At 73.9% G+C, this 17,536-nt stretch carries 13 protein-coding genes and 1 other RNA gene; 2 read left to right on the forward strand and 12 right to left on the reverse strand.

What is annotated here, in order from left to right; genetic code table 11:
- Positions 1–282: 282 nt before the first annotated feature.
- The 6 genes from ACIQI7_RS35235 to ftsE all read right to left on the reverse strand — a co-directional run bounded on the left by ACIQI7_RS35235 (position 283) and on the right by ftsE (position 6,653).
- Complete coding sequence (locus ACIQI7_RS35235; RefSeq protein ID WP_387756871.1) at positions 283–2,586, reverse strand: HelD family protein; 2,304 nt, start codon at positions 2,584–2,586, stop codon at positions 283–285.
- A gap of 150 nt (positions 2,587–2,736) precedes the next feature.
- Positions 2,737–3,118: a transfer-messenger RNA gene (gene ssrA / locus ACIQI7_RS35240) on the reverse strand.
- Between the two features lie 86 nt (positions 3,119–3,204).
- The gene (gene smpB, locus ACIQI7_RS35245; protein WP_045695776.1) at positions 3,205–3,681 is read right to left on the reverse strand and encodes an SsrA-binding protein SmpB; all 477 of its coding nucleotides are present in this window, start codon (positions 3,679–3,681) and stop codon (positions 3,205–3,207) included.
- 44 nt (positions 3,682–3,725) lie between these two features.
- Entirely contained in the window at positions 3,726–4,859 is a 1,134-nt protein-coding gene (locus ACIQI7_RS35250; protein ID WP_401118002.1) for a S41 family peptidase, read from the reverse strand.
- Between the two features lie 113 nt (positions 4,860–4,972).
- On the reverse strand, positions 4,973–5,884 hold the full coding sequence (ftsX, locus tag ACIQI7_RS35255; protein ID WP_387756869.1) for a permease-like cell division protein FtsX: 912 nt from the start codon (positions 5,882–5,884) through the stop codon (positions 4,973–4,975).
- Between the two features lie 79 nt (positions 5,885–5,963).
- Complete coding sequence (gene ftsE / locus ACIQI7_RS35260) at positions 5,964–6,653, reverse strand: cell division ATP-binding protein FtsE (protein ID WP_188307673.1); 690 nt, start codon at positions 6,651–6,653, stop codon at positions 5,964–5,966.
- Between the two features lie 350 nt (positions 6,654–7,003).
- On the opposite strand from ftsE, the gene ACIQI7_RS35265 reads away from it, so the two are divergent.
- The gene (locus tag ACIQI7_RS35265) at positions 7,004–7,198 is read left to right on the forward strand and encodes a hypothetical protein (RefSeq protein ID WP_355268548.1); all 195 of its coding nucleotides are present in this window, start codon (positions 7,004–7,006) and stop codon (positions 7,196–7,198) included.
- A 148-nt stretch (positions 7,199–7,346) separates the two neighbouring features.
- On the opposite strand, the gene prfB is transcribed toward ACIQI7_RS35265, so the two are convergent.
- The 3 genes from prfB to ACIQI7_RS35280 all read right to left on the reverse strand — a co-directional run bounded on the left by prfB (position 7,347) and on the right by ACIQI7_RS35280 (position 12,005).
- Positions 7,347–8,462, reverse strand: coding sequence for a peptide chain release factor 2 (gene prfB, locus ACIQI7_RS35270; RefSeq protein WP_401118005.1), 1,116 nt, complete (start codon positions 8,460–8,462; stop codon positions 7,347–7,349).
- A gap of 69 nt (positions 8,463–8,531) precedes the next feature.
- Positions 8,532–9,785: a serine/threonine-protein kinase gene (locus ACIQI7_RS35275; protein WP_401118008.1), complete on the reverse strand. Its 1,254-nt coding sequence runs from the start codon at positions 9,783–9,785 to the stop codon at positions 8,532–8,534.
- 285 nt (positions 9,786–10,070) lie between these two features.
- The gene (locus ACIQI7_RS35280) at positions 10,071–12,005 is read right to left on the reverse strand and encodes a protein kinase (protein ID WP_401118010.1); all 1,935 of its coding nucleotides are present in this window, start codon (positions 12,003–12,005) and stop codon (positions 10,071–10,073) included.
- A 380-nt stretch (positions 12,006–12,385) separates the two neighbouring features.
- Between ACIQI7_RS35280 and ACIQI7_RS35285 the strand changes: the two genes are divergently transcribed.
- Positions 12,386–15,220: an FtsK/SpoIIIE domain-containing protein gene (locus ACIQI7_RS35285; RefSeq protein WP_401118012.1), complete on the forward strand. Its 2,835-nt coding sequence runs from the start codon at positions 12,386–12,388 to the stop codon at positions 15,218–15,220.
- 174 nt (positions 15,221–15,394) lie between these two features.
- Here the strand turns inward: ACIQI7_RS35285 and ACIQI7_RS35290 are convergent, their stop codons facing one another.
- From ACIQI7_RS35290 to ACIQI7_RS35300, 3 genes are all read right to left on the reverse strand, one after another.
- A complete protein-coding gene (locus ACIQI7_RS35290; RefSeq protein WP_401118015.1) occupies positions 15,395–16,204 on the reverse strand; it encodes a class I SAM-dependent methyltransferase in 810 nt (269 codons plus the stop codon).
- 161 nt (positions 16,205–16,365) lie between these two features.
- Positions 16,366–16,917: a hypothetical protein gene (locus ACIQI7_RS35295; protein ID WP_401118017.1), complete on the reverse strand. Its 552-nt coding sequence runs from the start codon at positions 16,915–16,917 to the stop codon at positions 16,366–16,368.
- A gap of 14 nt (positions 16,918–16,931) precedes the next feature.
- A complete protein-coding gene (locus tag ACIQI7_RS35300; RefSeq protein ID WP_401118019.1) occupies positions 16,932–17,354 on the reverse strand; it encodes an ATP-binding protein in 423 nt (140 codons plus the stop codon).
- Positions 17,355–17,536 lie beyond the last annotated feature (182 nt).

Genomic DNA, 17,536 nt, shown 5'->3' on the forward strand with positions numbered 1-17,536 from the left:
AGACCTCGATCGTCGCACCTTCCAAGGGCAAGCCAGAAATAACGTTCATTGAGTGTGCGGACCCGACAAACCCGTCCGACGGCACCGGTCCCCGCCGCTCACTCCTTGCCTCTCCCGGCCGATGCGTTACATTGGACGGGACACCGGCTCGATCCAAGCCCCCGGGCCCAACCTTCGTCCCTTCGAGGGACCACTTGCCGCGAGGCGAGCATGGCGGGTCGGTGTCGTCAACGTCTGAAGGCCCCTCACCATCCGGTGGGGGGCCTTCTTCCGTACGGACCGTCAGCCGTGCAGCAGCGCGGGCACGCCGTCCGCGTCCGGCAGGTCGTCCGGGCCGGAGAGCACCGTCAGCCGCTGGGTCGCGCGGGTCAGCGCCACGTACAGCACCCGCAGGCCGGCCTCCGACTCGCCGGCGATGCCGGTCGGGTCGGCGACCACGGTCGCGTCGTACTCCAGGCCCTTGGCCTCCAGGCTGCCCAGCGCCACCACGCGCTCGCCCAGGCCCTCGGCCCAGCCGGCCGCCTCGTCCCGGCGGTCCATCGGCACCACGATCGCCACGGTGCCGTCCACCTCGGCCAGCAGCCGCTCCAACTCGGCCCGGGCGGCCTTGCCGAAGGCCTCCGGCGAGGGGTCCGCGGTGGCCGCGAAGCGCGGCTCCACACCGACGTGGCGCACCGCGCTCGGCGACGGGGTGCCCGGCGCGGCCAGCGCCAGCACCTTGGCCGCGACCTCGGCGATCTCGGCCGGGTTGCGGTAGTTCACGGTCAGCGTGAAGCGGCGGCGCGGCTTGCCGGAGAGCACCTCGTCCATCGCGGCCTGGGCCTCCTGCGGGAACGGCCAGGAGGACTGCGCCGGGTCCCCGACGATCGTCCAGGTGGCCGTCCGGGACCGGCGGCCGATCATCCGCCACTGCATCGGGGTGAGGTCCTGCGCCTCGTCCACGATGACGTGGGCGTACTCCGTGCGCTCCACCGGCCGGCGGTCGCGCTGGCGGGCGCTGCGGTCGGCGAAGGTGGTGACCTCGTCCAGGCCGCTCAGCAGGTCCACCGCGTCCACCTCGCGGACCTTCGGGCGGGCCGGCTCGCCCAGCAGCACCTGGAGCTCGTCGATCAGCGCGACGTCGTGCGCGGACAGCGCGCCCTCGCCCTCCGCCGACAGGTGGCGCCAGGAGGCGGCCAGCAGCCTGGCCTCGTCCGGGGTGACGGCGCGGCGGGCGATCCGGTTGGTGTGCCGGTGCTGGCGCAGCGTGGCGAGCACCCGGCGCGGGGTCAGCGCCGGCCACCAGGCGTCCAGGAAGTCCAGGAAGGACGCCTCGTCCGAGACGTACTCGTCGAAGGACTCCTTCTCCTCCTGGCGCTGCTCGCGGGCGTAGTGGTCGGCGGGCTTCGGCAGGTCCCTGGTGGCCTGCTGCCACAGGGCGTCCAGCAGCAGCCGGCGGGCGCGCGGGCGCAGCAGGTTCAGCGGGGTGCCGCCGGAGCCCACCACGTTGCCGCGCACGGCCTTCAGCCGGGAGGCGTCCAGCTTCAGCACCTCGCCGCGGGCGACCACCTTCAGCTCCTGCGGCGCGCCCAGCTCCAGGGCCGCGCGGGCGGCCCGGCGCAGCAGCTGCACCATCCGGGCCGAGCCCTTGACCCGGGCCGCCTCGGGGGTGTCGTAGGTGTCCGCCTCGATGCCGTCCACCAGCGAGCCGATCGCCCGGATGGCGACCTGGCCCTCCTCCCCCAGCGCGGGCAGCACGCCCTCGGTGTAGGAGACCAGCAGCGGGGTCGGCGAGACCACCAGGATGCCCCCGGCGTAGCGGCGGCGGTCCTGGTAGAGCAGGTAGGCGGCGCGGTGCAGGGCGACGGCGGTCTTGCCGGTGCCGGGGCCGCCGGTGACCAGGGTGGCGCCCGCGGCGGCGGCGCGGATCACCTCGTCCTGCTCCCGCTGGATGGAGGAGACGATGTCGCGCATCGAGTGGCTGCGGGCGCGGCCCAGCGAGGCCATCAGCGCGCCGTCGCCGACCACCGCCAGCTCCTCGCCGTCCAGGGTCGGGGTGAGGTCCGGGCGCAGCAGGTCGTCCTCGACGCCGATCACCTTGCGGCCCTTGGACCGGATGACGCGGCGGCGGATCACCCGGCCCGGCTCGACCGGGGTGGCGCGGTAGAACGGGGCGGCGGCGGGCGCGCGCCAGTCGATCACCAGCGGGCCGTACTCGGCGTCCAGCACGCCCAGCCGGCCGATGTGGAGGGTCTCGGCGACGGCCGGGTCGGCCGGGTCGAGCGGGGTGTTCGACGGGATGCCGTGCTCCTCCGGGGCGTCCGCCCGCTGGAGGTCGATCCGGCCGAACAGGAAGTCCTCGAACTCGCTGTTCAGACGCTGGAGGTGGGCGCCGGCCCGGTAGACCTGCGCGTCGCGTTCGGCGAGCGCGCCGGGAGTGCCGACCTGGACCCGCTTGGCGGCGTCCTCCAGGATGTACTCGGCCTCGGCGAGCTTCTCCTCCAACCGGTGGTAGACGGTGTCGAGGTGCTGCTGCTCACCGGCGATCTCGCGCGTGCGGACGGTCTCGTGGTCGGTGGCGGGGGTGGTGGGCGTGTTGCTCTGCATGGCCTCGGTGGTAGCGACGGAATCCGGCTCCGGAAAACGAGCGGACGGATGATCCTACGCCGCGACCCCCCGGCCGCGCTGCTCCGGAACGGACAAAAATCGAAGGCCGCCCTCCGCGGAGCGGAGGACGGCCTTCGAGTCAACATGGGGTGGTGGAGATGCCGGGAATCGAACCCGGGTCCAGTGGAGTCAATTCAGGGCTTCTCCGAGCGCAGTCCGCTGTGCTTTTCTCGGCCCTGGCGGTCACGCGGACAAGCCGCCAACAGGCCCAGCTGCTGTTTGGTTTCCCATCCGCCCTCGCAGCCCGGGCGGACGGTTGAGTTCCCTAGATTATGCCAGGGTCCGGGTCGGGAACTCCCCGGTCTGACACCCAAGCGCTATCGGTGCTTATTAGGCAGCGAGAGCGAACTGCTGGGAATCGCGCTTAGAGTTGGCGATTATTTTTTTGCGACACGTGGTTTACGAGATCATTGCCGCGTTCCTCGGCTCGCTTCCCCTGTTTCAACATCCCCTGTCGAAACCGATCATCCCCATGTTTTGTTGAGAAACAGCTCGGACGGTCAGCGTCCGTGTTGCTTGCGCCATAGTACGCGAGGCGACGGGCGAGGGTCCAGCGGATTAACCCTGGCGTCGGCGGGCCGCCGCCACCGCGCGGGCCGTCTCGCGGGTGTCCTGCTTCTCGCGCAGCGTCTGGCGCTTGTCGTACAGCTTCTTGCCGACGGCCAGCGCCAGTTCGAGCTTCACCCGGCCGTCCTTGAAGTACAGCGAGAGCGGGACCAGGGTGTGGCCCGCGTCGCGGACCTTGGTCTCGATCTTGCGGATCTCCAGCTTGTGCAGCAGCAGCTTGCGCTTGCGCCGGGCCGCGTGGTTGGTCCACGTCCCCTGGGTGTACTCGGGGATGAAGACGTTGTCGATCCACGCCTCGTGGTTCTGGATGTACGCGTAGCCGTCGACCAGGTTGGCCCTCCCCTCGCGCAGCGACTTGACCTCGGTGCCGGTGAGTACGAGGCCGCACTCGTAGGTGTCGAGGATCGTGTACTCGTGTCGCGCCTTCTTGTTCTGCGCGATCAGCTTCTGTCCGGTTTCCTTTGCCATAGCCCGGTCATTCTCGCACTTCGACGCCCGGCGGGGCAGCTGCTTTAGGCGCGGGTGCCGAGCCCCGCGAGGACCCGCAGGGCGAGCTCGTCGGCCTCCTCGCCCGAACCGGCCTGGACGTCGGGGGCCAGGCCGGTGCCGTCCGGGGAGCGTCCGGCCGGGGTGTAGTAGCGGCCGACGGTCAGTTCCAGCACGGCGCCGTCGGCGAGCCGGCTGGGCTGCTGGACGGTGCCCTTGCCGAAGGTCCGCGAACCCACCACCACGGCGCGGCTGCGGTCCTGGAGGGCGCCGGCCAGCAGTTCGGCGGCGCTCATCGTGCCGCCGTCCACCAGCAGCACCAGCGGGGTGCGCTGGTCCCCGCCGGGCGGGGCGGTCAACTCCCTGGTCCCGCCGCGCTCCTGGTACGAGCCGACCGGTCCGCCGTCCAGGAAGATCCCGGCGGTGCCGGCCGCCTCGTCGACCAACCCGCCGGAGTTGCCGCGCAGATCGAGCACCACGCCGGTGTGCGGGGCGCGCAGCGCGGCGCGCACCTGGTCGGCCACGCCGCTTGTGAAGGCGCGCACGGTCACCCGCAGCACGCCCTTGCCCAGCTGCTCGGCGGTGACCTGCCGGCTGTCCAGCAGCACGCGCCGCAGCCGCAGTTCGCGTTCGTCGCCCCCGCCGCGCCGGACCGCCACGGTGACCTCGGAGCCCGCCCGGCGCTCCTCGCCCTGGCCGCGCAGCCGCGCGACCACCTCGGTGACCGGCAGGTGGTCGGCCTGGTCCCGGCCGATCCGCACCAGCCGGTCGCCGGGGGCGATCCCGGCCTCGGCGGCCGGTCCGCCCGGCGCGACCTGGGAGACCTCGGTGACGCCGTCCTGGCCGCGGCCGACCGACAGGCCGACGCCCGGGTACCGGCCGTCCAGGCCCTGGCTGAACTCGGCGTACTCCTGGGCGCTGTAGTACGCGCCCCAGCGGTCGCCGCCGACCGCCAGCAGGTGCTCGGCCTGCTGCTCGGACAGGGCGGCGCCGGCCGGGTCGGCCGGGAGCCCGGCGGCCCGGACGGTGTCGACGGAGGGCCGGTGCGACGGGTCGGCCGGGTCGCCCCAGGCGCCGGTCGCCGCGCCGGTCAGCAGCACGGCGCCGAACACCAGGCTGAGGGCGGCCACCTGGCGGCCCCTGCGCGGAGTTTGCAGCATGGCATCGGAGTGTAGACACCGCTCCGCGCGGGGCGGGCCGGAACGGTGGACCGCGGAAGGCCGACGGCCCCGGACGGCGCAGTGCCGTCCGGGGCCGTCGGGGCGTCCGGGGGTCAGACCTTGAGGTACTTGCGCAGCGTGAAGAACGCCGCGACGCCGGCCATGCCCATACCCACCACGATCAGCAGCGGTATCACCGCGAGCACCGAGCCGAGGCCGATGAAGTGGATGAACTGCACCCGGTCGGCCAGCCAGTTCTGGACGAAGAAGTGCCCGCCGATCAGCAGTCCGGAGGCCATCATCGCGCCGAGCAGCGCCGAGAAGGCCGCCTCGGCGATGAAGGGCATCTGGACGTAGAAGTTCGAGGCACCGACCAGGCGCATGATCCCGGTTTCGCGCCGTCGGCTGTACGCCGACACCCGGACGGTGTTGACGATCAGCAGCAGCGCGACGAACAGCATCAGCACCATGATCACGAAGGCCGCCGTCTGGAGGCCGTTGAGCAGGCCGAACAGGTTCTCCAGGATCTTCCGCTGGTCCTCGACCGACTTGACGCCGGGCTTGCCGGCGAAGGCGCTCTGGATCACGTCGTACTTGGTCGGGTCGTTGAGCTTGACCCGCCAGGACTGCGGCATGGCGTCCGGGCCCAGGACGGAGATGAGCGGGTTGTCCGGGTTCATCTCCTTCCAGTGCTTGTACGCCTCGGGGGAGCTCTCGTAGGTGGACGACTGGACCACCGAGGTCATCTTGTCCAGCTGGTCCTTGATGTCCTGGACCTGCTGGTCGGTGGCCGCGCCCTTGTCGCACTGGGGCGAGTTGCGGGCGTCCGCCTTGGTGCAGAAGTAGATGCTCACCTCGACCTTGTCGTACCAGTACCCCTTCATGGAGTTCACCTGGTCGCGGACCAGGAGCGAGGAACCGGCGAGGGCGAGGGAGAGCGCGACGCTGACCACGACCGCGATGGTCATGGTCAGGTTGCGTCGGAGACCCACACCGATCTCCGACAGGACGAACTGGGCACGCATGCGGGAAACAACTCCAGGGTCGGTACTGCTCCGGGACTGGCGGTTCGGGCCGACGGCCCTACGGGTCAGCGCTGGTCGGTCAGTGCTGGTACCCGTAGACGCCGCGGGCCTGGTCGCGGACGAGCAGCCCCTTGTCGAGCTCGATGACGCGCTTGCGCATCTGGTCGACGATGGCCTGGTCGTGGGTGGCCATCAGCACCGTGGTGCCGGTGCGGTTGATGCGGTCGAGCAGCTTCATGATGCCGACCGAGTTCTGCGGGTCGAGGTTGCCGGTGGGCTCGTCCGCGATGAGCAGCATCGGACGGTTCACGAAGGCGCGGGCGATCGCCACGCGCTGCTGCTCACCACCGGACAGCTCGCCCGGCATGCGGTCCTCCTTGCCGCCGAGGCCGACCAGCTCCAGCACCTCGGGCACCACCTTGCCGATGGCGCTCTTGGGCTTGCCGATCACCTCCAGGGCGAAGGCGACGTTCTGCGCGACCGTCTTGTTCGGCAGCAGGCGGAAGTCCTGGAAGACGGTGCCCAGCTGGCGGCGCATGTGCGGCACCTTCCAGTTGGACAGCTTGCCGAGGTCCTTGCCCAGCACGTGCACGGCGCCCGTGGAGGGGCGCTCCTCGCGCAGGCACAGGCGCAGGAAGGTGGACTTCCCCGAGCCGGACGAGCCGACCAGGAAGACGAACTCACCCTTCTCGATCTCCAGCGAGACGTTGTCCAGGGCGGGACGATTCTGCTTGGGATAGGTCTTGGAGACGTTGTCGAATCTGATCACGGCTGCATCACGGAGGCCATCCTAGGCGGCGCCAGTCCTCGGTCGGTCCGCCCCGGAGGCCCGGTCCATGGGCGGGCGACGGGAACGCAGAGGGCCGCTCCCGGACTGGGACCATACGCGAATCGGGAACGGGCCCGCAGGGACCGCCCGTGACAACGACCGCCCCTTGGGGGAGAATGTCCGCTTATGCCCCGAATATTGCGAGGCATCTCACAGCCCGGGAGCCGGAACCGCCGGAACCTGGCAGAGTGGAGGGGGCGACCGTGTCACGGCCGCTCCCCCGTACAGGGCAGTGCGTGGAACCAAAGCCCCGTCCGGTGCGTTGGCTGTAGCAGCAAGGAGGAGATCGCATGACCTGCGACCATCTGGTGTGCGCCAACTGCAACGGCCGCGTCAGCGACGGGCGTTGCCCGGTGTGCCGGGCCAACCGGGCCCGGATGCAGGAGCAGCAGGGGCCGTTCGCCGCGCTCTCCCCCGCGATGCTGCTGGCTCTGCTGGCCGGGCTGCTCGCGGTGGCGCTGATCGCCCGGCAGGCACTGGCCTGACCCCCCAGACGTACGAGAAGGCCCCCGACCACTGCGGTCGGGGGCCTTCTGCGTCGTGTCGGTGCCTACTCGGCGCTGGTCCCGCGCTGCTCGCGGCAGCGGATCCCGGCCTCGATGCCGTGCTCGACGTTCATCGAGGCCGCGGTCCTCACACCTCGGTCGAGGTCTCGCGCTGCTTGCGCCAGCGGATCCCGGCCTCGATGAAGCCGTCGATGTCGCCGTCCAGCACGGCCTGCGGGTTGCCGGCCTCGTACGCGGTGCGGACGTCCTTCACCATCTGGTACGGGTGCAGCACGTAGGAGCGCATCTGGTTGCCCCAGGAGCTGCCGCTGTCCTTGAGCGCGTCCATCGCCGCCTTCTCCTCCTGGCGGCGCCGCTCCAGCAGCTTGGCCTGGAGGACGTTCATCGCGGACGCCTTGTTCTGGATCTGCGAGCGCTCGTTCTGGCAGGAGACCACGATGCCGGTCGGGAGGTGGGTGATGCGCACCGCCGAGTCGGTGGTGTTGACGCCCTGGCCGCCGGGGCCGGAGGCGCGGTAGACGTCCACCCGCAGGTCGCCCTCGTCGATGTCGACGTGGTCGGACTGCTCGACGACCGGGAGGACCTCGACGCCGGCGAAGGAGGTCTGCCGGCGGCCCTGGTTGTCGAACGGCGAGATGCGGACCAGGCGGTGGGTGCCCTGCTCGACCGAGAGGGTGCCGTAGGCGTACGGCGCCTTCACGGTGAAGGTCGCGGACTTGATGCCGGCCTCTTCGGCGTACGAGGTGTCGTACACCTCGGTGGGGTACCCGTGCCGCTCGGCCCAGCGCAGGTACATGCGCATGAGCTGCTCGGCGAAGTCGGCGGCGTCCACGCCACCGGCTTCGGCACGGATGTTGATCAGCGCCTCGCGGGCGTCGTACTCGCCGGACAGGAGGGTGCGGACCTCCAGCTCCTCGACCGCCTTCTGGAGGGCGACCAGCTCGGCCTCGGCCTCGGCGCGGGTGTCCGCGTCGTCCTCGGCCTCGGCGAGCTCGAACAGCACGCCCAGGTCGTCGATGCGGCCGCGCAGGCCCTCGACGCGGCGCAGTTCGCCCTGCAGGAAGGAGAGCCGGCTGGTCACCTTCTGCGCGTTCGCGACGTCGTCCCACAGGGTGGGGGCGGCTGCCTCCTCCTCCAGGACCGCGATGTCGGCCCGGATCTTGTCCAGGTCGATGACGGCCTCGATCGACCCCATGGTCGTATCGAGGTTCTTGAGCTCTTCGGAAGGATCGACGGCTGCCACGCCCCCAGGGTAATGGTTCCGGGGGTGGTCATGACGACACCCCCGGTTCCCCAGGCGTCACAACGGCGGTCAGGGCGCCCGCGGGGCCGTGCCCGACACCGCCGGGCGGGTGGGGTGGCCGCCGTCCGGGACGGTGGCCGCGAAGGCCGTCCAGGCCGCGGCGGCGCCCGCCAGCAGCAGCACGGTGGCGATCAGGACGGCCAGCAGCCGGCGGCGGCGCAGCAGCGCCTGACGGTCCCGGCGGTGGCCGGGGGCGACGCGCTGGGCGCGGGACTCGACCGCGTAGGCGGCCAGCTCCTCGGCGGACGGGCGGCGCAGGCTGGTGTGGGTGTCCCGGGTGGAGTCCGGGGCGGCGCCGGGCACCAGCGGCACGGCCGGGCCGCGGCGGCGCTTGTGGGTGCCGGGGCCGGCGTCGACCTCGGCGTAGACGGCCTCGCCGGGGGTCAGCTGCTCCTCGGCCGGGGCCCGGCCCTGGACGGGCACCGCGAGCACCGGCAGACCGGCCAGCGAGGGCAGCTGCTCGCGCAGCCGGGAGGCCAGCTCGGCGGCGCGCAGCCGGGAGGCCGGGGCCTTGGCCAGGCACTCGGAGATGATCCGCCACAGCCCGTCCGGCAGACCGGGGATCGGCGGCACCTGCTCGGTGACGTGCCGGCGCAGCACCGCGCCGGTGTGGCCGCCGCCGAACGGGGTGGAGCCGGCCAGCAGCTCGTACAGCACGGTGGCGAGGGCGTAGATGTCGACGGCGGCGCGCGGCTCCAGGCCCTCGATGATCTCGGGGGCGAGGTAGTCGGGGGTGCCGATGATCCGGGTGGCCCGGGTGCGGCGGGGGGCGTCGACCAGGCGGGCCACGCCGAAGTCGGTGAGCTTGGCGCGCGGGGCGCCGCCCGGGCCGGGGGCGGCGGCGAGGTCGAGCAGGACGTTCTCCGGCTTGACGTCGCGGTGGACGATCCCGGCCGCGTGCGCGGCGGCCAGGCCGTCGGCGACGTCGGCGATGACCGAGGCGGCGGTCTGCGGCGGCAGCGCGCCGTCCCGCTCCAGCCGGGAGCGCAGGTCGGTGCCCTGGACCAGCTCCATCACCAGGGCGAGGTCGCTGCCGTCCACCACCATGTCGCGCACGCCGACCACCCGGGGGTGGTCGAGGCTGGTCAGCGCGGTGCGCTCCTGGACGAAGCGGCCGACCAGCACCTGGTCGGCGGCGAGGTCCTCGCGCAGCAGCTTGACCGCCACCGGGCCGTCCGGCCCCTCACCGAGCCAGACCGTCCCGGCCGAACCCCGGCCGATCACCTGGTGGACGGTGTACCGGCTGCCGATCTTGCGTGCCAATGCTGCTCCGTGGGCGGCGCGGGAGCGCTCCGGGGGTCCGGCGCGCTCGGTGGGGCGGGACAACAGCGACCAACCTACGCGCCCGGAGGCCCCGCGCGGGCCGCCTGAGGGGCCCTGGGCGGGACTCCCGGCCGAGAAATCTCGCGAATTGTCGATATAGCGCCAATATCGCCTCCCGACCGGGCCGGGGCCCGGATCGGCCCGGCCCACGATGCCGGACCGCTGCCCGGCATCGGCGCTGACCCGGCACGGGCACCGGCCCGGGGCGGGCTCCCGCCCGGGGCGCTACCTGCCGAGGACGCTGTTCACCCAGCCGCGCGCCGAGTCGAACCAGCCCACCACGTTGTCCCAGTACTGCGGCAGCGGCGTGAAGTTCCACAGCGCCACCCCGGCCACGGCCAGCACCAGCAGGACCATCAGGCAGCCCTTGAGGCAGCCGAGCCCCGGGATGTACATCCGGTTGCGGCTGCGCGGGCGCGGCTCGCGGGCCGGCGCGGGCTCGCGGCGGGCCGGTGCCGGCGGCTCCTCGCGGCGCTGCGGCGGGGCCTCCCGGTACTGCGGCGCGGGCGGCTCGGCCCGGCGCGGCACCGGGGTGGGCGCGGGCGGCGGCGGGTAGCCGCCCTGCGGCTGCCCGTACCCGGACGGGGCCTGCCGGTAGCCGCCGGGCGGCTGCGGCCCGGGGCGGCCGCCCTGGCCGCCCTGGCCCCGCTGACCACCCTGGCCCTGCGGACCGCCGTGGCCGCCCTGGCCCGCCTGGTACGGCGGCGGGGCCACCGGCGGGCGCTGGGCGTAGCCGGGCGGGGGCGGGGACTGGCGGTAGCCGTCGGGCTGCTGCGGCCCGGGGCGGCCGCCCGGGGCCCCCTGGCCCGGCCGGCGGCCCTGGCCGGGGTGGCCGCCCTGGCCGGCCTGGTAGGGCGGCGGGGCGACCTGCGGGTCCGGGTAGTCCTCGTAGTCCTCCGGGCCGAAGTAGCCGACCTGGGTCTGCTGGTTGCGGTCCCGCGCCGCGCGCAGCTGGGTCTGCCACGGGTGGGGCGCCTCCTCCTGGGGCGGCGCGGCGGGCGGGGGCGGCGGCACGGCGGCGGGCGGCATCACCCGGGTGCGGTCCTCGGCGCCGTGCGGGGGCGCCGGCGGCGGCTGGGTGCCCATCACCCGGGTCGCCCCGGCCGGGTCGTACTGCGGTCCGGCCGGGGGCGGTGGCAGCACCTGGGTGCGGTCGTCGGCGCCCAGGGCCGTCGCGCCCAGGCCCATGGCGCCCGGCACCGTCGCGGGCGGCAGCGGCGACGCGGTGGCGGGGACGGCGGTCGGCTGCGGGTCCGGCAGCAGCAGGGCGCCGACCGCTAGCGCCTCGTCCACCGCCGCCGGGGAGGCGTGCACGCCGACGCCGGCCGCGACCACCCGCAGCGCGTGGGCCAGCGAGGTGGCGCCGGGCCGCTGGGCCGGGTCCTTGCGAAGGCAGCGCTCGATCACCGTCCAGAGCGGCTCGGGCATGGTGCTGGGCCGCTGCGGCTCCTGGGCCAGGTGGGCCTGGAGCACGGCGAGCGCGCTGTCGCCCTGGAACGGCTGGCGGCCGGTGACCAGCTCGTACAGCATGATCCCGGCGCCGTACACGTCCACCGCGGAGGTCTGCGGGCGGCCCTCGGCGGACTCCGGCGCGACGTAGGCGGGGGTGCCGACGAACTCGTGGGTGCGGGTGACGCCCGGGGAGTCGGCCAGCCGGGCGATGCCGAAGTCTGTCAGCAGCGGGTGCATCCGCTCGACGCCGTCCACCAGGGTGGAGGCGAGCAGCACGTTGGCCGGCTTGAGGTCGCGGTGGACGATCCCGTCCGCGTGGCTGGCCGCCAGCGCGTCCGCGACCTGGGCCATCAGCAGGGCGCCCGCGATCGGGCTGAACGGGCCGTTGGCGCGCAGGTAGCGGGCCAGGTCGGGGCCCTCCACCAGGTCCATCACCAGGGCCAGCAGCTCGCCCTCGACGACCAGGTCGCGGACCCGGACGATGTTGGGGTGGGTCAGCCGCAGCAGCAGCGAGCGCTCGCGCAGGAAGCGCATCACCACGTCCGGGTCGGCGGCCAGCTCCTCGCGCAGCACCTTGATCGCCACCCGCTGGCCGGGCGCGCAGCCCGGCACCTGGACGTCCTCGCGCACCACGCCGCGCCAGACGGTCCCGGTCGCACCCCGCCCGAGGGTCTCATCCAGCAGATATTTGCTGCCGACTGGCCGCACCTGTCGCACTCCTCGCCGTGCCGCCCGCGCGGGGCGCTCCTCCGCTGGTGCGGTGAGCCTGCCGGGCCCGTGTCTGCGGCCACTCTAACGGTGTCCGTTCGGGTTTTTGAGGTGGCCGGTAGGCCATCCGCACGGTCTGGGGAAGGGTTGGGGGACATCCCCTAGGGAAGGTCCCGGGCACCCCGCGAGGGGCCGGTCGACCTGACCCTCCGTCGCCCGCGCCACGGCGATGATCGCAAGATCGTCAAATCCGGTACGGTGCGCGGACCGTCCTCGACGGATGGCAGGATGGACACTCGCCACTCGTGTGGCCCAACGGTGCCCACGGCACCGGGCAGCGGCACCAGGCTTCACATCAGCAGAAGGGACCCGCGGGCGAGATGCAGATCCGGCTGACCGTCCTCCGACCGCGCAGCGGCCCGTCCGCCGCCGGCTCCGCCATTCCCTACGTGGACGTGCTGGTCACCGCGCCCGTCGGCACCGCACTCGGCGCCATCGCGGGCGCGCTCGCCGGGGCCGTGGGCGTCCGCGGGCCGCGGGCCGCCACCCACGTGCACCTCTATGCCGGGGCGCACCGGGTCGACGAGCACACCCTGCTCGGCCACCCCCCGCTGCTCGACGGCGCCGTGCTCAGCCTGAACGAGCCCGACCCCACCGCCGACGACCCCGACGACGCCCCCGCCGCCGAACTGCGGGTGGTCGGCGGCCCCGACGCCGGCGGCGTGCACCGGCTGCACGGCCGGGAGATCCGGGTCGGCCGCTCCGCCGAGGCCGACGTCCCGCTCGACGACCCGGACGTCTCCCGGCTGCACCTGTCCCTGCACCTCGCCGAGGACGGCCGGGTCTCCGTCCGCGACCTCGGCTCCACCAACGGCACCGCCCTGGACGGCCGGCTCGTCCCGCCCGGCCCGCCGGAGGCCGCCGTCCCGCTGGAGCCCGGCGCCCTGCTGCGGATCGGCGAGTCCACCCTCCAGGTGACCGCCCCCGAACCGGCCGAAGCCACCGGGACCGTCCGCGCCGCCCTGCCGGACGGCCACGGCCACCTCCAGCTCGCCGCCCCCGGCCCGGTCCGGCCCGCGCCGCCCGTGGTCGAACCGCCCGCCGCCCCCGAACCCGCTCCGGGCCGTGGGCGCGGGCTCTTTTCCCTGCTGCCCGGCCGCGCCGCCGAGCCGCCCGGCCAGGAAAGCGCCGAACGCCACCACGCCGCGGTACGGCTGCGCCAGACCGCCGCCCAGCGCGAACGCTGGCCCGACCTCGCCACCCTGCTGCTCAACGCCGTCCGCCCCGGCCCCCGGCTCTGGGAACGCGGCCCCGGCCACCCCGACGCGCTCACCCTGCGCCTCGGCACCGCCGACCGCCCCGGCGGCCCCGGCACCACGCCGGGCACCATGCTGCCCGCCGTCCCGGTCACCCTCGACCTCCAGACCGCCGGCAGCCTCGGCCTCAGCGGCCCGCGCGAGCGCCTGGACGCGCTCGCCCGCGCCGTCGTCGCCCAGCTCGCCGCACTGCACCCGCCGACCGGGCTCAGCCTGGTCGTGGTCGACGCCGACCCGGCCCGCGCCGCCGAGGACCGCGCCGACACCTGGGCCTGGGCCCTGTGGCTGCCCCACCTGCGCCCGGTCGACGGCCAGGACTGCCGGCTGCTGATCGGCCTCGACGACGAACAGGCCACCGCCCGGCTGACCGAGCTCACCGCCCGGCTCCGCGGCCCCAGCGGCCTCGGCGGCCACCCCGCCACCGTGGTCGTGGTGGACGGCCGCCCGGCCACCGAGGCCGCCCGGCAGGCGCTCGACCTGCTGCTGCGCCAGGGCCCCGCCGTCGGCATCTTCCCGATCTGCCTCGCCGAACAGCCCGAACTGCTCCCCCGGGGCCTCGGCGCCACCGCCGTGATCACCGGCGAGGTCGGAACCCAGTTCTCGCTGGACCGCCCGGTCGCCCGCGGCCGGGAGGCCCTGCACGAGGTCTCGCTGGACGCCGTCTCGGACGCCTGGGCCGAACGCCTCGCCCGGGTCCTCGCCCCGCTGCGCGAGGCCACCCCGGCCGCCCGCGGCCCGCTGCCCGACGTCCTGCGGCTGCTCGACCTGCTCCAGCTCGACACCGTCACCCCGGCCAAGCTCTCCGCCCGCTGGGACGCCCACGCCGGCGGCATCGGCGCCGCCACCGCCCTGCTCGGCACCACCCGCGACGAGCTCTGCACGCTCGACCTGGCCGACCCCGAGCTCACCCTCCCCTCCCCCGACCCGGGCGGCCCGCACCTGCTGATCGGCGGCGCCCGCGGCTCCGGCAAGACCGAGCTGCTGCGCACCCTGGTCGCCTCGCTCGCCGTCTCCGAGCGGCCCGAGCGGCTGGCCGTCACGATCATCGAGGGCCGGGCCGTGTCGGACGGGCAGGACGGGCTGGACGGCTGCACCGAGCTGCCGCACGTCACCGGCCGGGTGAACGCCGCCGCCGACCCGCGCGCCGCCCTGCTCGCCGCCGAGGCGCTGGAGGACGAACTCACCATCCGGGAGCGGCTGTTCGACGGGCTGGACTTCGCCTCCTGGCACGCCGCCCGCATCCTGGACGAGCAGAGCCTGGACGGGCCGGAGGAGGCCGCGGAGCACGCCAAGGTCCCGGTGCCCGCCGCCGTCGGCGGCGGAGCGGCCACCACCCCCCGGATCATCCCGCCGCGCGGCGCGGAAGGCCCCCGCCCGACCGGACCGGCCGCTCCCCCCGCCCGGCTGGTCGTCGTCGTCGACGACTACGACGCCCTGCTCTCCCCCACCTCCGCCGCCGGCCGCCCGCTCGCCCGCGCGCTGGCCGCCGTCGCCCGCCGCGGCGGGCCGCTCGGCATCCACCTCGCCGTCGCCACCGGCCGCCCGGAGGAGAGCGCCGGCACCGAGGTGGACGAGTCCGCGCTGCTGAGGATCGCGCTGCGCACCGACGACCCGGCCGACTCCGACCTGCTGATCCACCTCGGCGACGCGGCCGCCCTCCCCGAGGACACCCCCGGCCGCGGCTACCTCCGGCTCCCGGACGGCGGCGTCACCGCCTTCCAGACCGCCCGGATCAGCGGCCGCATCCCGCGCACCGCCACGCTGCGGCCCACCGTCGTCGCCATAGACCCGCTCCAGCTCGGCGCCCCACCGGCCCGCCGCCCGGTCCGCGAACTCGGCAACGGCCCCACCGACCTCGCCCTCCTCGCCAGCGCCCTCCAGCGCGCCGCGGCCCGCTGACCGGCCGTCCCGCACGAGAAGTCGGCCGGTCCGACTTCCTGTGCGGCAGGTGGGCGTACCACGCCGAAGCCGGGGGCGGGGCCGCGTGAACGCACGCGGCCCCGCCCCAAGAGAGAGTCACGGCGGCCCCGGCCATGACTGGCCGGGGCCGCCGGACGCAGAACCGACCTCCCCTCAGCGGCGGCAGATCAGGATGCCGCCGAGGCCGTTGATCTCGAAGACCCCTTCGGTGGCGATCGCCTCAGCGACGATCTCCGCTGCCCGGCCGACGGTCTCGTGGAAAGGGACGCCGCTCCGGTCGGCCCAGGCCTCGTACGAGGCCAGGTGGGCGACGACCGGCGCGGGGTCGGAAACCCGGATGACACCGGGCAGTTCCCGCACCCTGATGTCCTCGAACACCGCACCGAGGTAGCCGGAGGCCTTCTCCAACGAGAACCGGGTGACCCTCCACGGGCCCTCGGGAACCCCGAGGACGTCCCCCGCGGCCCTGGCCCAGAGCCGGTCGAGCTCCTGCTTGTCGGTGTCGCTGTTGGTCGAGGCGACGAGCACACCGCCAGGCCGGAGGACACGGGCCAGTTCCTCGATCGTGGCCTCGATGTCACCCACGTGGTACAGCATGTGCAGGGCCAGTACCGCGTCGACGCTGCCGTCGCCGAACGGCAGGGCCTGGGCGTCGGCCACCAGGACCGGCTTCGGGACGTCGGCGAGGATGCCCGCCGAGATGTCCACTCCCACGACCTGGAGGTCCGGTCGGTCCCGGTGCAGGCGGTTGACGTACGTGCCGTTGCCGCAGCCGATGTCGATCACGGTGCCGCTGGTGCCGGCCAGCTCTTCGACGACGATCCCCGGCAGGTCGTACCGCGGCCGCTGCCACTGGTAGAGGGACTGCCGGGCGGCCAGGTGGCGGCCGTCGGCGTAGGCGCTGTTCGCGAGGATCGCCTTGTCGGCGACGGCGTCGTCCTGCTGTGCGGTGTTGCTCGTCACTGTGGCAGCTCCGGAGGATTCGTGAGTGCGGGGCGAGAGCAGGCTTCTCCGCCATTCTCACGACGCCTCGGGACGATTGGGAAGCCCGCCCCGCCTCTCCTCTCCCCGGCGCCGTGGTCCCGCCTTCTGCGCGGGAAGTCGGCGGGGCCGACTTCCCGCGCTCACAGGCAGGTCGCACGGGTGCGGCAGTGGGTGAGGGCGTACCTGATGCGGTGGTCGGAGGGGAGGGTGGCGGCGAGGAGTTCGCCGGCGGTGACGAGGCTGGCCCAGTAGCGGGTGGGGTCGCCGGTGCGGGGCAGGGGGCGGGCAGCGGCGAGGGAGAGGTAGGCGGCGGTGAGGTTGCCGGTGGTGAACCAGCGCTGGAGGCCGTGGTGGTGGCCGGGGCGGATGCCGCCCATGGCCTCGACGGCGACCAGGAAGTGCTCGACGACGGTGCGTTCGGTGTCGGTGAGGGACTTGGGGACGTCGAAGACGCCGAGGGCTTCGAGGAGTTCGCCGGTGTCTTGTTCCGAGTCGGGACGGGGGGCGGCGAGCAGGGCGTCGTGGCAGTCGGCGAGGCGGCGGACGGTCTCGGCGAGGGGGATGCCGAGGGCGAGGCAGACGGCGCGCGCGGTGGGCAGGGGCTGGTGGCCGAGGCGGGCGATCAGGGTGTAGGTCGCGGCCGGGGTGGCGCCACGGGAGAGGGTGTGCCGGGCGAGGGTGGCGAGGTGCATGGGGAATCGGGCTTTCAGGGGGTGGTGGCGGGGGCGATGAGGGCCCAGACGTACTTGCCGATGCCGCAGGGACGGGAGGCGCAGCCCCAGCGTTCGGCCAGTCCGTTGACGAGGAGCAGGCCGCGCCCGTGCTCGTCGTCCGGCGCAGCAGCACGGAGGAGGGGGCGGGTGGTGTCGGCGTCGTGGACTTCGAGGCGCAGGAGGTCGTCGGGGGTGAGAGTGAAGCGGACCTCGATGTGCCGGTCGTCGGGCGCGTCGGAGTGCTGGACGGCGTTGGCGAAGAGCTCTCCGAGGAGCAGCTCAGCGGTGTCGTGGTAGCGGTCACCGGTAGGGAGGCCGGAGAGGCAGGCCCGGAGCAAGTGCCGCGCGAGGGGCGTGGATTCGACACGGGAGTCGAGGCACGCGACGAACATGCGGGGACGGCGGGACATGAGCATGAGGGAGCACCTCGTACGGGCAGGGAAGGGGAACCGGTCGCACCACTGCTGGTGATTGAACAGTGACTATCAGTCAACATTCCTGCCTGGTGGTCGGCTATGGTCGAGGCGAGCCGAGACGTTGAAACCCTTGAAACCCGCCCACCAGGGGGAACTGCCGTGCGAACCGACCGTGCGCCGAA

The organism is Kitasatospora sp. NPDC092039 (assembly GCF_044756065.1).
GTDB lineage: Bacteria > Actinomycetota > Actinomycetes > Streptomycetales > Streptomycetaceae > Kitasatospora.